The 13143-nt window shown below is 66.2% G+C and carries 14 protein-coding genes; 5 read left to right on the top strand and 9 right to left on the bottom strand.

The genetic code is table 11. The features are described from left to right. The first annotated feature begins 64 nt into the window (after positions 1–64). Positions 65–754 carry a 2OG-Fe(II) oxygenase gene (locus ACVWWW_RS08830; RefSeq protein ID WP_027083085.1) on the top strand — a complete coding sequence of 230 codons (690 nt, stop codon included), beginning with the start codon at positions 65–67 and terminating at the stop codon, positions 752–754. 177 nt (positions 755–931) lie between these two features. On the opposite strand, the gene dnaJ is transcribed toward ACVWWW_RS08830, so the two are convergent. The 5 genes from dnaJ to hrcA all read right to left on the bottom strand — a co-directional run bounded on the left by dnaJ (position 932) and on the right by hrcA (position 6390). Further along, on the bottom strand, positions 932–2059 hold the full coding sequence (dnaJ, locus tag ACVWWW_RS08825; protein ID WP_027083084.1) for a molecular chaperone DnaJ: 1128 nt from the start codon (positions 2057–2059) through the stop codon (positions 932–934). Continuing rightward, positions 2046–2645 (bottom strand): TMEM175 family protein, encoded by a 600-nt coding sequence (locus ACVWWW_RS08820; RefSeq protein WP_027083083.1) that lies wholly within the window; start codon positions 2643–2645, stop codon positions 2046–2048. Before ACVWWW_RS08820 ends, dnaJ begins: the two co-directional genes overlap by 14 nt. 54 nt (positions 2646–2699) lie before the next feature. Then, positions 2700–4628 carry a molecular chaperone DnaK gene (gene dnaK / locus ACVWWW_RS08815; RefSeq protein WP_027083082.1) on the bottom strand — a complete coding sequence of 643 codons (1929 nt, stop codon included), beginning with the start codon at positions 4626–4628 and terminating at the stop codon, positions 2700–2702. A gap of 99 nt (positions 4629–4727) precedes the next feature. Then, entirely contained in the window at positions 4728–5261 is a 534-nt protein-coding gene (grpE, locus tag ACVWWW_RS08810) for a nucleotide exchange factor GrpE (RefSeq protein WP_051235143.1), read from the bottom strand. Positions 5262–5334: 73 nt separating this feature from the next. Further along, positions 5335–6390, bottom strand: a complete 1056-nt coding sequence (gene hrcA / locus ACVWWW_RS08805) for a heat-inducible transcriptional repressor HrcA (protein WP_027083080.1) — start codon at positions 6388–6390, stop codon at positions 5335–5337. 84 nt (positions 6391–6474) lie between these two features. On the opposite strand from hrcA, the gene recN reads away from it, so the two are divergent. Together recN and ACVWWW_RS08795 are read left to right on the top strand one after the other, a co-directional pair. After that, a complete protein-coding gene (gene recN / locus ACVWWW_RS08800; RefSeq protein ID WP_027083079.1) occupies positions 6475–8151 on the top strand; it encodes a DNA repair protein RecN in 1677 nt (558 codons plus the stop codon). 104 nt (positions 8152–8255) lie between these two features. Then, positions 8256–8633, top strand: coding sequence for a hypothetical protein (locus tag ACVWWW_RS08795; RefSeq protein ID WP_027083078.1), 378 nt, complete (start codon positions 8256–8258; stop codon positions 8631–8633). A gap of 54 nt (positions 8634–8687) precedes the next feature. Here ACVWWW_RS08795 and fur read toward each other — a convergent pair whose 3' ends face one another. Further along, entirely contained in the window at positions 8688–9095 is a 408-nt protein-coding gene (gene fur / locus ACVWWW_RS08790; protein WP_027083077.1) for a ferric iron uptake transcriptional regulator, read from the bottom strand. 164 nt (positions 9096–9259) lie between these two features. Here fur and ACVWWW_RS08785 point away from each other — a divergent pair, with 164 nt between their 5' ends. Then, positions 9260–9664 carry an outer membrane protein assembly factor BamE gene (locus ACVWWW_RS08785; RefSeq protein WP_027083076.1) on the top strand — a complete coding sequence of 135 codons (405 nt, stop codon included), beginning with the start codon at positions 9260–9262 and terminating at the stop codon, positions 9662–9664. 9 nt (positions 9665–9673) lie between these two features. On the opposite strand, the gene ACVWWW_RS08780 is transcribed toward ACVWWW_RS08785, so the two are convergent. Next, entirely contained in the window at positions 9674–9925 is a 252-nt protein-coding gene (locus ACVWWW_RS08780; protein WP_036141977.1) for an RnfH family protein, read from the bottom strand. Next, complete coding sequence (locus ACVWWW_RS08775) at positions 9922–10353, bottom strand: type II toxin-antitoxin system RatA family toxin (protein WP_027083074.1); 432 nt, start codon at positions 10351–10353, stop codon at positions 9922–9924. Before ACVWWW_RS08775 ends, ACVWWW_RS08780 begins: the two co-directional genes overlap by 4 nt. 48 nt (positions 10354–10401) lie before the next feature. Between ACVWWW_RS08775 and smpB the strand changes: the two genes are divergently transcribed. Continuing rightward, on the top strand, positions 10402–10908 hold the full coding sequence (smpB, locus tag ACVWWW_RS08770; RefSeq protein WP_027083073.1) for an SsrA-binding protein SmpB: 507 nt from the start codon (positions 10402–10404) through the stop codon (positions 10906–10908). Here smpB and ACVWWW_RS08765 read toward each other — a convergent pair. Then, on the bottom strand, positions 10905–13067 hold the full coding sequence (locus tag ACVWWW_RS08765) for a CHASE domain-containing protein (RefSeq protein ID WP_051235141.1): 2163 nt from the start codon (positions 13065–13067) through the stop codon (positions 10905–10907). The two genes, smpB and ACVWWW_RS08765, sit on opposite strands and share 4 nt — an antisense overlap. Positions 13068–13143: the final 76 nt, after the last annotated feature.

The raw sequence follows: 13143 nt of genomic DNA, 5'->3' as shown, positions 1-13143 counted from the left end.
CTAGCGGCCGTCGAGCGATGCGACAAGCGCGCGTAAAATCGCGGCGACCTCTGCCGGAGCTGTCATGGACGCACTGCTCGACATGCATCGCCTGCAGGCGCCGATCCCGGATCGCGCGCCGACGCCATTTCCGCTGTTCGTGCTCGAGCACATGCTGCCGGCAGACGCGGCGGCTCCGCTCGAGGACGACTTCCCTCGCTATCGCAGCGCCGGTTTCTTCCCGTATGCGCCGGAGGATTGCGGGCCGTCGATGCGCGTGGTTGTCGAGCAGATGACGTCGAAGGCGTTCGGCGATGCCGTAGGGCGTCAGCTAGGCATCGAAGGGCTGGGCGACAAGCCGACGCTGGCGACGCTGTGCCGGTCGCTCAACCGTCGGCACGGCACGATCCACACCGACAGCCGTTCGAAGATCGTCACGGCCCTGCTCTATCTCAACGAGGACTGGCCGGCGATCAGCGACGGCTGCCTGCGGTTTCTCGGCAAGATCGACGACATCGATGCGCTGGTCGTTCCGGAAATCCGGCCTGTGTACGGAACGCTCGCCGCGTTCAAGCGCGAGGACAACTCGTTCCACGGGCATCTGCCGTTCGAGGGCGAGCGCCGGGTGGTGCAGGTGGCGTGGCTGACTAGTGAGGACGAGAAGCTGCGGAAGACCAAGCGCGGTCGGTTTTCGCGCGGGTTGAAGCGGTTGCTTGGGGCGCTGGATAAGCGATTTGGTGCGGGACGGAAGGACAATGCTTCGCATCCGGATTGATGGATGCTTCGGGCAGGAAAAAAGCGGGCTGAGGCCCGCTTTTTTGTGTCGATCGATCGCGTTGTTGGCCAGCGTCAAAGCGAGTTTTATGTGACTCGCACCACTTTCGTCGCCCTGCCATCGCTATTCGCGATGGCGTTCGCGGCAGCAGGACGCGTAGCGTCCTAGCGCTGCCGCTCACCCCGTCATCCGTTCCCAGAACCCCTTAACACCGTCGAGGAACGTCGACGAACGCGGCGAATGACGACGCGCCGCCGTCTCGCCGACAAACGTCGCCTCGAACTTCTCCAGAAGCTCGCGCTGTTCGATGGTGAGATTCACCGGCGTTTCGACGACGACGCGGCAATACAGATCGCCTTCGCTGCGGCTGCGCACCGAACGCACGCCCTTGCCGCGCAGACGGAACATCTTGCCGGTCTGCGTTTCCACCGGAATGCGCAGCTCCACTTCGCCACCCAGCGTCGGCACGCGGATGGTGTCGCCGAGCGCCGCCTGCGAGATGCGGATCGGCACTTCGCAGTGCAGATCGTCGCCGTCGCGCTGGAAGATCTCGTGTTCGCGAACGCGCACGTCGACGTACAGATCGCCGGGCGGTGAGCCTGCCGGACCCGCTTCGCCCTCGCCCGCCAGACGAATGCGATCACCGCTATCGACCCCGGCGGGAATCTTGACCTGCAGCGTCTTGGTGCGCTCGACGCGGCCTTGGCCACCGCAGTCATCGCACGGGTTCGCGATGATCTTTCCACGACCAGCGCAGTGCGGGCAGGCCTGCTGCATCGAGAAGATGCCGCGCTGGAAGCGCACCTGGCCGCGGCCCTGGCAGGTGCCGCAGGTTTCGAGCTTGCCGTCTTCCGAACCGCTGCCGTCGCAGGTCTCGCACTCTTCGAGCGTCGGGATCTCGATGGTCTTCTCGACGCCGCGGACGGCTTCTTCGAGACCCAGTTCCATCACGTAGCCGATGTCGGCACCGCGGCGCGGGCCGCGCTGTGCGCCGCCACCGAAAATGTTGCCGAAGATGTCGCCGAAGATGTCGCCCATGTCGGCGTAGCCGGGACCCGGCCCGCCACCGCCCATGCCATGTTCGAACGCGGCATGGCCATGCGCGTCGTACATGCGGCGCTTGTTGCCGTCGGAAAGCGTTTCGTACGCCTCCTTGCATTCCTTGAAGGCATCCTCGGCCGCCTTGTCACCCGGATTGCGGTCCGGATGGTGCTTCATCGCGGCGCGGCGATAGGCCTTCTTCAGGTCTTCGTCGCTGGCGTCGCGGGCAACGCCGAGGACTTCGTAGTAATCACGCTTGCTCATGGTGCGCTATGTCTTGGATGCGGTGTTCGATGCGGCGGTCGGGGACAAACCACATCACGGCGACGGCGGCGTACATCGCCTGTGCCGCCCAGGTGTTGACGAAGGCCAGCGAGATGCCGGTGAGATAGAACACAACGGGTAGGACGGATTTCCAACCCCACGGATCGACTGCACGCGACAGCGTCCAATCACTTCCGCTCGCGCGCATCAGCGAAGCCTGAAACGGCAGCCACGCAATCGCCGCCATCATCAGCATGACGCCGTACATCGCGACCGGCGTCGCCGCGTCGTGGTGTTCGCCCATCCACGCGGTGGCGAATGGGAACATCGACAACCAGAAAAGCAGATGCAGGTTCGCCCACATCACCCGACCGTCGATACGCGTTGCCGCGCGCAGGAAATGGTGGTGGTTGTTCCAGTAGATGCCGACGTAGATGAAGCTCAGCACGTAGCTGACGAACACCGGAAGCAAGGGCCGCAACGATTCGAGATCACTGCCGGCCGGCGCGCGCAGCTCCAGCACCATGATGGTGATGATGATGGCGAGGACGCCATCGCTGAACGCTTCGAGCCTCCCCTTGTTCATCGCCATCCCCGTCGAAAGAAAGGCGCCGGTCGGTGACCGGCGCCCTGTGACAGCTTACTTGGCGTCGTCGCCCTTCACTTCGGTGAATTCGGCATCGACGACATCGTCGTTGCGCGACGCACCGCCCGGATTCGCACCGCCCGACGCGTCGTCGCCACCGCCCTGACCCGCCTGCGCGACGGCCAGCAGAGACTGCGCGGCTTCCTCGAGCGCGCGGCTCTTGGCCTCGATCTGACCCTTGTCGTCGCCCTTCATCGCGGTTTCGAGGTCGGCGATCGCGGTTTCCGCGCGACCGATCGCGTCGCCCGGCACCTTCTCGCCGTGCTCCTTGATCGCGCCGCGGGTCATGTGGATCAGGCCATCGGCGTGGTTGCGCGCCTGCACCAGCTCCTGGAACTTGCGGTCTTCCTCGCGGTTGGCTTCCGCGTCCTCGACCATCCGCTTGATCTCGTCCTCGGACAGGCCCGAGCCCGCCTTGATCTCGACCTTCTGCTCCTTGCCGGTCTTCTTGTCCTTCGCGGTGACGTGGACGATGCCGTTCGCGTCTATGTCGAAGGTGACCTCGACCTGCGGCATGCCGCGCGGTGCGGCGTCGATACCGGTGAGGTCGAAGCGCGCGAGCGACTTGTTGTAACGCGCCTGCTCACGCTCGCCCTGCAGTACGTGCACCGTCACCGCGGACTGATTGTCCTCGGCGGTCGAGAACGTCTGCGACGCCTTGGTCGGGATCGTGGTGTTCTTCTCGATGATCTTGGTGAACACGCCGCCGAGCGTCTCGATGCCGAGCGACAGCGGGGTCACGTCGAGCAGCAGAACGTCCTTGACGTCACCCTTGAGCACGCCGCCCTGCACCGCCGCACCGATGGCGACGGCTTCGTCCGGGTTGACGTCCTTGCGCGGCTCCTTGCCGAAGAAATCGGCAACGGCCTGCTGCACCTTCGGCATGCGGGTCTGGCCGCCGACGAGGATGACTTCCGTGATGTCGGACGCACGCAGGCCCGCATCGTTGAGCGCGACGCGGCACGGCTCGATCGTCTTCTTGACCAGATCGTCGACCAGCGCTTCGAGCTTGGCGCGGGTCAGCTTGATGTTGAGGTGCTTCGGGCCCGACGCATCCGCGGTGACGTACGGCAGGTTCACTTCGGTCTGCTGCGCGGTCGACAGCTCGATCTTCGCGCGCTCGGCGGCGTCCTTCAGGCGCTGCAGCGCGAGCGGATCCTTGCGCAGGTCGATGCCCTGGTCCTTCTGGAACTCTTCGACGAGATAGTCGATGACGCGCTTGTCGAAGTCTTCGCCGCCGAGGAACGTGTCGCCGTTGGTCGCGAGCACTTCGAACTGCTTCTCGCCGTCGACTTCCGCGATCTCGATGATCGACACGTCGAACGTGCCACCGCCGAGGTCGTACACGGCGATCTTGCGATCGGCGCCCGACTTGTCCAGACCGTACGCGAGCGCGGCCGCGGTCGGCTCGTTGATGATGCGCTTGACGTCGAGACCGGCGATGCGGCCGGCGTCCTTGGTTGCCTGGCGCTGCGAGTCGTTGAAGTACGCCGGCACGGTGATCACCGCTTCGGTCACCGCTTCACCGAGATAGGCCTCGGCGGTCTTCTTCATCTTGGCCAGCACTTCGGCCGAGATCTGCTGCGCCGCCATCTTGCGGCCGTCGGCAGTTTCCACCCACGCGTCGCCGTTCTCGTGCTGCGAGATCTTGTACGGAACGAGGCCGATGTCCTTCTGCACTTCGGCGTCGGTGAACTTGCGGCCGATGAGGCGCTTCACCGCGTAGAAGGTGTTCTTCGGGTTCGTCACCGCCTGGCGCTTGGCCGAGGCGCCGGCGAGGATTTCGCCATCCTTCGTGTACGCGATGACCGACGGCGTGGTGCGGTCGCCTTCCGCGTTCTCGATGACCTTCGCCTTGCCGCCTTCCATGACCGCGACGCACGAGTTCGTGGTGCCGAGGTCGATACCGATGATCTTGCCCATGGGGTTGCTCCTGCCAATTCGTGAATTCGGGGGCGCTGGGTCAGCGCCGATAAGCCGTATCTATGGACCGCTGGCGCCGGTTCAAGGCGCCGGACGCGATCAGGACTGCGCGATCACCACCAGCGCGGGGCGCAACAGCCGCTCGTTCAGCAGCCATCCCTTCTGGTAGACCTGTACGACGTGGTTGTCCGGCGTATCGCCGCCCGGAACCATGCTCATCGCCTGGTGGTGGTCGGGATTGAACGGCTGGCCCTTCGGGTCGACCGGGACGAGACCGTTGTCCGACGCCACCTTCAGCAGCTGCCGGAGCGTGAGTTCCATGCCCTCGCGCAGCGCGCCGGCATCGGCCGACGCCTGCGAAAGGCCGGCTTCAAGGCTGTCGATCACCGGCAGCAGCTCGCCGAGCAGGCGCTCGTTGGCGAACTTGCGGGCGGTGTCCATGTCGCGCGCGATGCGGCGACGCTGGTTCTCGAGCTCCGCACGCTCGCGCAGCGACTCCTCGCGAAGTCGGGTGAGTTCGGTGGTCGCGCTCTCGAGCTGCGTCTGCAGCACAGCGCAGCAATCCTTCACGCCTTCGCCGGCGGACGGCTGCGCCGGGTCGGCGCCGGGTTGCACGGTCTGTTCGGTGGTCATCGCAGGCCTGTCTCCTTCGCGCGGGTCGCGCGCCGGGGCCAGCTATGGGGCCGACGACCGTCGATTCAAGGCGTCAGGCGCCGCGATCGCCCGTGTTCAGCGCATCGCCGAGGATGTCCGCCGCGGCCTGCACGACCGGGATCACGCGGTCGTAGGCCATGCGGGTCGGGCCGATCACGCCCAGCACGCCGAGGACGCGGCCGCCCGAGCCATAGGGGGCGGTGACCAGCGATACGCCGTCCAGCGGCGCCAACCCGGTTTCCTCGCCGATGAAGATCCGCACGCCGGGCGCCTGCGCCGTGCGCTCCAGCAGCTGCAGGATCTCGCGCTTGCGGGAGAACGCCTCGAACAGCTCGCGCAAACGCTCGATGTCAGCCAGCTCCTGAACGCCCATCAGGCGCGTCTGGCCGGCAACCAGCATGTCCTCGTCGCCCGGCACCAGCACCTGCTCGGCGAGTTCGATCGAGCGGTCCATCAGGCGATGCAGTTCGTCCTGGGCGGTGCGCATTTCGTGCAAAAGGATCGCGCGGATCTCAGCCAGCGGCCGCCCCGCGAAGTGCTGGTTGAGGTAATTCGCGACGCGTTCCAGCTCGCCCGACTCGAACGGCCGACGCGCCTGGATGATGCGGTTCTGCACGTCGCCATCGGAGAACACGAGGATCGCGAGAACGCGCTGTTCGTCGATCTGGACGAAATCGATGCGTCGGAACGCGAACTGCTCACGCCCCGGCACGCTGACCACACCGACGAAATGCGTCATCGCGGACAGAAGTTCGGTCGTGCTGCCGAGCAGCGCCTGCGTACCGGAACCGGGCGGCAGTTCGCCGCGCAGCCGGGCCATCTCGCCGTCGGGAAGCGGGCTGACCTGAAGCAGCGAGTCGACGAAGAGCCGGTAGCCCTGCGCCGTCGGGATCCGGCCGGCCGACGTATGCGGCGCGCTGAGCAGGCCCGCGTCCTCGAGGTCCGACAGGATGTTTCGGATGGTCGCTGCGCTGACGTCGAGCCCCGCATGGCGCGCCAGCGTCTGCGACCCCACCGGCTCGCCGTTGCGGATGTAGCGCGCGATCAGCGTGCGCAGCAACTGCCGCGCGCGGGGATCCTGGCTGGGGTCGAGGGGACGGCGGCTCATGTCGGACCTATAAGCTGCGGGCAGCGGGCGTGCAAGCGATGTCGTCGCTTCGCGTGCGACGCCGGGCCGGGCACAATTCGCGCCATGCTGACCCAACTCTCGCTGAAGCAGTTCGCCGTCGTCACGGGGGCCGAACTCGAATTCGGACCCGGCCTCACGGTGATTTCCGGCGAAACCGGCGCCGGCAAGTCGTTGCTGGTCGACGCGTTGGGGCTAATTTCCGGCCTGCGAGCGGACAGCGGCGTCGTCCGCCACGGCGCAGATCGCGCCGAACTCGCAGCTGCGTTCGACCTCGCCGACGCCGTCGCCGCACGCGACTGGTTGCGCGAGAACGAACTCGACGACGAAGACGAACCGGGCACCTGCCGCATCCGTCGCGTGATCCGCGCGGACGGCGGGTCGAAGGCGTGGATCAACGGGCGACCGGCGACGATCGCGCAGCTCACCGAACTCGCCGGCCACCTCGTCGAGATTCACGGCCAGCACGAGCACCAGGCGCTGCTTTCGCGCACCAGCCAGCTCGCGCTGCTCGATGCGTTCGGGCGCACGGACGGAGAACTCGCGCAGGTCGCGACGGCCACGGCCGCGTGGAGCGAGCTGCTGCGCGAGCGCGATCGCCTGTCGTCGCAGGGCGACGTATCCGATCGCATCGAATGGCTGCAGCACCAGCTCGACGAACTCGAGCGCGAAGACATCGAGCCGGACAGCATCGAGAAGCTGCAGTCCGACCATCGCCGCTTTGGTCACGCGACCGCGCTGATAGCGGCCTGCGACAACGCGTTCTCGCGCCTCGGCGGCGACGACGGCCCGTCGATTTCGCGGGTTCTCGGCCAGGTGCGCGCCGAACTCGCGCGCGCGACCGAGCATGAACCGCGACTCGGCGAAGTCGACGGCATGCTCGATCTCGCGACCATCCAGATCGACGAAGCCATCGCCGCGCTGGATCGCGTTCGCAGCGACCTCGATATCGACCCGGACACCTTCGAACGCCTGGAACACCGCTTGGGCCGCGTGCATGAACTCGCACGCAAGCATCGCGTGCAGGCCGAGCAACTCGCTATGCGTCGCGATGCGATCCGCGACGAGGTCGAAGCCTTACGCACAGCCGGGGAGCGCCTGGAAAAGCTCGACGGCGAGATCGCGCGCGCAACGTCCGCATGGCGCGACGCGGCATCGAAACTGACTTCCGCTCGCACTGCAGCGGCTCACTCGCTCTCGTCGCAAACGACGACGTTGATGGGCGAACTCGGCATGGGCGGCGGCACGTTCGAAGTTGCGTTCGAACCGACCACTACGGAACGCCCCGACCCGAACGGCGCGGAACGCATCGAGTTCATGGTGAGCGCGAATCCCGGTCAGCCGACGCGCCCGCTGCGCAAAGTGGCATCCGGCGGCGAACTCGCGCGCATCTCGCTCGCAATCGAAGTCGCGTCGCTCGGCCTCGATGCCGTGCCAACCATGATCTTCGACGAGGTCGACACCGGCATCGGCGGTGCGGTCGCGCACATCGTCGGTCAAAAACTGCGCGCGCTTGGCGATCGCCGGCAGGTGCTTTGCGTCACCCATCTGCCGCAGGTCGCGGCGCAGGGTCATTCGCACTACCGCGTCATGAAGTCCAAGAGCGATGGCGTGACGCAGAGCGAAGTCGTCGCGCTGTCGCCGGCCGAACGTCAGGACGAACTGGCACGCATGCTTGGTGGCGCCGAACTTACGCGCGAGGCTCGCGCAGCGGCGAAACGTCTTCTGCAGGATGTGAGCTGACGCGCGGGCCGTCGTTATCAGTGATACTTCGCACCTCACGCGACACGGATGCCGCGTGGCCCACGGCATTCGCATACACCGGGCCACTCACCAAGGACGATGAAATGAAGACGACATTCTGCGTTGCCGCACTGGCTGCGCTACTCCCGCTGACCGCAAACGCGGGCATGTTTAGGGCGTCGACGCCAGACGAAGGCAAGCTAAAGACCCGCGCTGCCGACTCAATTGGCGTTGAACCCGACGAGATCGCGCTGTCAGACGTCGAGCAGGACGGCACCACGACGCGGTTCAAGGCGGCTCTCGCAGACGGCACCCTATACCGCTGCACGGTCGAATCGCCGAGCGGAATTGCGAAGTTCGCGACCTGGGGGCAAGCCGATACGAGCGACGCGATGTGCAGCAAGCGGCCGGGCTCGGGCAAGGGACCCGAACCGCATACGAATGCGCTGCTGGATGCAGCGAAAAAGATGCAGAAGCCCTGACTTGCGCCGCCCCGGCCGTGTCGCGGTCGGGGCGGACCCGTTATCCGCAGACGTTTAGCCCGTCTTTTTGCGCCGCACGTACAACACCAGCGAATGCGCTTCGATGTCGTAGCCGTGCTCGGCGGCGATGCGCTGCTGCAGCGCTTCGATCTCGGCGCTTTCGAATTCGATGATCTTGCCGGTGTCCACATCGACCATGTGGTCGTGGTGCTCGCCGCGATCGAGTTCGTACACCGATTGGCCCGACTCGAAATGGTGCTTGAGCACCAGCCCGGCGGCTTCGAACTGCGTCAGCACGCGGTAGACCGTCGCGAGGCCGATGTCCTCGCCGTCTTCGAGCAGGCGGCGATAGATGTCTTCGGCGGTCATGTGCCGCGTCTGCGCGCGTTCGAGAACGTCGAGGATGCGCAGTCGCGGGTGGGTGACCTTCAGGCCGACATTGCGCAGGTCTTGCGATTCCATCGAAGCTCCGGGACGGCCGCGATGCGCAGCCCGACGGGACGGGAGATGGCCCGGCCGCACGCTCAACCGGAGCTGACGCGGCGCACCGCGCGGGGTGCGGCAGGCGGGCGGCAGTGTATCATCCGCCGGTCCCACGACCCTCGTCGTGTCGAGTCTTCTGACCCATGCGAAAGCTGCTTCCCGTCCTCGTCGCCACCCTGCTCACCGCGGGCTGCGGCATCGTCTATCACCAGCCGATCTACCAGGGCAACCTGCTCGAGAAGTCGGCGGTCGACCAGCTCCAGGCGGGCATGGACAAGCAGCAGGTGATCCTCCTGCTCGGCACGCCCTCGGTGTCGGATCCGTACCATCAAGATCGCTGGGACTACGTCGCGACGCAGCGCACCGGTCGCACGAGCCACACGGATAAGAAGGACTTCACCCTGTACTTCGAAGGCGACAAGCTCGCCCGTTGGGAAGGCGATTACTTCCCCGAGCAGGACGAACAGCTCGCACGCCAGACCGTGCACCAGTTCGGCCCGAACCTCGCGAAGGACAAGGACAAGAAGAAGCGTCGCGGCGGCGGCTGACCGCTCGCCTCAGGACGCGTTCCGCTGCGCCCTGCGACGGCGCGCGTCCTTCGGATCCGCAATCAGCGGACGCAATACTTCGATCCTGTCGCCATCCACGAGCGCGCGTGTCATCACCGCGCGTTCGCCGAATACCGCGATTTCCGCGGCATCCCAACCGCTCGCTTCGATCGCGGACGCGACGGTGGCGTCATCCGGCAGATCCAGCCACAACGAGTCGTAGCGACGCGGCCACGCACGCACGAGCTCGACGCGGATCATGTCTCGCCGCGATCGGCCGCGCGCACGAAGTCGTCGACCATGCGATCGGCGAGCCCCTGAAAACCCAGCGCGAACGCGCCTGCGAGCAGTTTCACGGCGGGCTCGAACTCGAGCGTGAGCGTGACGCGGCAGGCGGATTCGTCGATCGCGTGGAATTCCCAGCGCCCGCGCAGCTGCCGGAACGGGCCGTCGACGAACTGCAGGTCGATGTGGTGCGGCGGCACCAGCGTGTTGTCGGTGATGAACCATGTGCGGAAACCGCCGACGCGCAGGTCGAGCCGCGCCTTCATGCGATCCGGTGACTCCTCGAGCACGGTGGCTTCGTCACACCAGTCGAATCGGGCCGGATAGGCCCGGACGTCATTGACCAGCCCGAACATGCGGGCGGCGGAATGCTCGACGAGCGCCGTGCGGCGGATGGTGGGCATCTGCGTTCCTTCTCGCCGGCGCGCCCCGCGATCGGGGACAATGGCGCGATGAGCAAGAATTCGAAAGGAAAGGCCGGCAAGGATAAGTCAAAGGCCGGCGGCACGATCGCGCTGAACAAGCGCGCGCGCCACGAATACCACCTCGAGGAGCGGACCGAGGCCGGCCTGTCGCTGCAGGGCTGGGAGCTCAAGGCGATCCGCGCCGGGCGCGCCAACATCGGCGAGGCGTACGCCGTGGTGCGCAACGGCGAGATGTACCTGTTCAACGCGCAGATCACGCCGCTGATCCAGGCGTCGACGCATGTGATCCCGGAAGAGCGCCGCACCCGCAAGCTGCTGATGCACCGCAACGAGATCGACTCGTTCATCGGCCGCATGCAGCGTGATGGCTACACGGTCGTGCCCACGGCGCTGTACTGGAAGGGCAATCGCGTGAAGGCCGAAGTCGCGCTCGCGAAGGGCAAGAAGGAACACGACAAGCGCGACGTCAGCAAGGAACGCGACTGGCAGCGCGAGAAGCAGCGCGCCATGCGCTCGCACAACAAGAACGCTTAAAGGTCGGTTCCGCCCGGCAGGGTGAAGTAGAACGTCGCGCCCTGCCCCACCTCGCCTTCGGCTCGGATGGTGCCGCCGTGGCGTTCGACGATGCGTCGCACCGTCGCAAGACCGATGCCGTGGCCTGCGAAATGTTCCTCGGTGTGCAGGCGCTGGAAGGGTCGGAACAGTTTGTCGACGTAGTCCTGCGCGAAGCCCGCGCCGTTGTCGCGCACGAAATATTCGCCGCCCGGCGTCATGCCGAATTCGATGACGGCGGGCTCGCGGTCGCGCGTGAACTTCCAGGCGTTGCCGATGAGGTTCTGCAGCAGGTTGCGCAGGAGCGTTGCGTCACCCTCCACTTCGAGACCGGGCTGTATGCGCGCGTCGATCCGGCGTGTGGGCTCGCCGACGTGCAGCTCCTCGATCAGCTCGGTCGCCACGCGGCTGAGGTCGACCTGCTCGACCTTCAATGCGCTGCGTGACAGACGCGCGAGCTGCAGCATCGAATCGATGAGTTCGCCCATGCGCGTCGCCGCACGCCGCACGCGAGCGAGATAATCGCGGCCTGGATCGTCCAGTCGCTCCGCGTAGCGCTCGGACAGGATGCGACTGAATCCGTCGATCGCGCGCAGCGGTGCACGAAGGTCATGCGAGACGCTGTAAGCGAACGATTCGAGTTCCTGGTTCGCGCGCATCAACTCGCGCGTACGCAGTGCGACACGGGCTTCGAGCGTGCGGTTGAGTGCATGCACACGCGCTTCGGCGAGCAGGCGTTCGGTGACGTCCTCCATTTGCAGGAGACCGGCCACGTCCTGCCCGATGTTGCCCGGAATGGGCGAATACGTGAGATGCACGTGTCGCGTCGTGCCGTCCGGGCGGTGGAACCGGCGCATGGCGCGCCAGACGCCCTCGACGTCGTTGCGCGCGAGCGATTCGCCTTCGCGCAGGTCGAACAGCGATTCGAACGGCAGGCCAATGATCGCGTCGGGGCGGCGTCCGAACATCGCGGCGAATGCAGGGTTCACGTCGACGATGCAATCGCGGCTGTCGACGAGCGCCTTGCCGATCGCGGAATACTGCATCGCGGCGCGGAAGCGAAGCTCGCTGCGGCGGAACTCTTCGGTGAGGCGACCGGCGATCGCGCGTGCACGGGTTCCGGTGCGCGCGAGCGTGAACGCGACGCCGTACAAAAGCAGGGCCGCGATCAGGCCCAGTGCGAGCGTGCCCTGCAGCGTGCGCAGCCCGGGAACCGCTTCAACGACCGGCGATGACGCGAAATCGAATCGCCAACGGCGACCGTAGACATCCAACGTCGTCGAGCGCGTAAACGCAGGATTCGTTTCGCGTTCGCCGCCGTCGTACAACGCGACCGGCGTGCCGGTGACATCGAAGATGCGCAGGTGCACGTTCGAAAGACGGCTGCCCAGCGCAGTCTCGACCATCTCGCGCACGTGGAACGGCACGTAGATCCAGCCCTGCATCGAATTGCGACGCGCCGACGGCGTAAGCGGCTGGTCGCCCGCGCGATAGATCGGGAGGTAGAGCTGCACGCTGGAGCGCGGCGTCAGGTCGTCCTGCACCAGCTGCACCGGACCGCTGACGCGCGGATGACCGGTTTCCAGTGCGGCTTCCATCGCGGCATGGCGGATGGGCTCGCCGTACATGTCGTAACCGATCGCGGCGACGTTTTCGGGACGGCGCGGCTCGAGATACAGCACCGGGCCGTAGTACGCACGCACGCCGCGTGGCCGGATGTTGAGCAGCCCGTAGCCGGAGTCGCGCCATTCGAGTTGCATGTCCGGCAAGCGCGAACCCGGTACGTAGCCCGCGAAGCCGAGGCCAAGGATGGCCGGGTAGCGCTCGGCGATACCCATGCCTTCGACGTACGACTGCCACTGTCGTGGCGTCGGGCGTGCAACCGATGAAAAGAGCGAGACGCCGCCACGCGTGATCAGTTCGTACTGCGCGAGTCGTTCGCGCACGATGCCCGCGGCTTCGTCGGTGTCGGCGTTGAACTGTTCCTGCGCGGCGCGGATCTCGCGGGTGCGCGCGTTGGTCCACGTCCACGAGACGAGCAGCAACGACGCGATCAGCACCGCGAATGCAAGCAGGTGGCTTCCGCGCGGCACCACGCGCGACCACGGCGATTCCTTCGGCAGGCCCGCACGATCATCCATCGCGACAGCATACCGTCGCGATGCGCAGGGTCGTGACAGGCAAAAAAAGAGCCCCGCCTTTCGGCAGGGCTCCGTG

It is taken from the genome of Lysobacter sp. HA18, from assembly GCF_054057595.1.
The sequence above is the reverse complement of the archived record's forward strand: the minus strand, read 5'-3'. Positions and strand labels throughout refer to the sequence as shown.

What these genes read in the sequence shown, in the direction of transcription:
- dnaK (WP_027083082.1), bottom strand. Translation starts at nt 4,628, where the DNA reads ATGGGCAAGATCATCGGTATCGACCTCGGCACCACGAACTCGTGCGTC.
- grpE (WP_051235143.1), bottom strand. Translation starts at nt 5,261, where the DNA reads ATGACCACCGAACAGACCGTGCAACCCGGCGCCGACCCGGCGCAGCCG.
- recN (WP_027083079.1), top strand. Translation starts at nt 6,475, where the DNA reads ATGCTGACCCAACTCTCGCTGAAGCAGTTCGCCGTCGTCACGGGGGCC.
- fur (WP_027083077.1), bottom strand. Translation starts at nt 9,095, where the DNA reads ATGGAATCGCAAGACCTGCGCAATGTCGGCCTGAAGGTCACCCACCCG.
- smpB (WP_027083073.1), top strand. Translation starts at nt 10,402, where the DNA reads ATGAGCAAGAATTCGAAAGGAAAGGCCGGCAAGGATAAGTCAAAGGCC.
- hrcA (WP_027083080.1), bottom strand. Translation starts at nt 6,390, where the DNA reads ATGAGCCGCCGTCCCCTCGACCCCAGCCAGGATCCCCGCGCGCGGCAG.
- ACVWWW_RS08780 (WP_036141977.1), bottom strand. Translation starts at nt 9,925, where the DNA reads ATGATCCGCGTCGAGCTCGTGCGTGCGTGGCCGCGTCGCTACGACTCG.
- ACVWWW_RS08775 (WP_027083074.1), bottom strand. Translation starts at nt 10,353, where the DNA reads ATGCCCACCATCCGCCGCACGGCGCTCGTCGAGCATTCCGCCGCCCGC.
- dnaJ (WP_027083084.1), bottom strand. Translation starts at nt 2,059, where the DNA reads ATGAGCAAGCGTGATTACTACGAAGTCCTCGGCGTTGCCCGCGACGCC.
- ACVWWW_RS08830 (WP_027083085.1), top strand. Translation starts at nt 65, where the DNA reads ATGGACGCACTGCTCGACATGCATCGCCTGCAGGCGCCGATCCCGGAT.
- ACVWWW_RS08785 (WP_027083076.1), top strand. Translation starts at nt 9,260, where the DNA reads ATGCGAAAGCTGCTTCCCGTCCTCGTCGCCACCCTGCTCACCGCGGGC.
- ACVWWW_RS08795 (WP_027083078.1), top strand. Translation starts at nt 8,256, where the DNA reads ATGAAGACGACATTCTGCGTTGCCGCACTGGCTGCGCTACTCCCGCTG.
- ACVWWW_RS08820 (WP_027083083.1), bottom strand. Translation starts at nt 2,645, where the DNA reads ATGAACAAGGGGAGGCTCGAAGCGTTCAGCGATGGCGTCCTCGCCATC.
- ACVWWW_RS08765 (WP_051235141.1), bottom strand. Translation starts at nt 13,067, where the DNA reads ATGGATGATCGTGCGGGCCTGCCGAAGGAATCGCCGTGGTCGCGCGTG.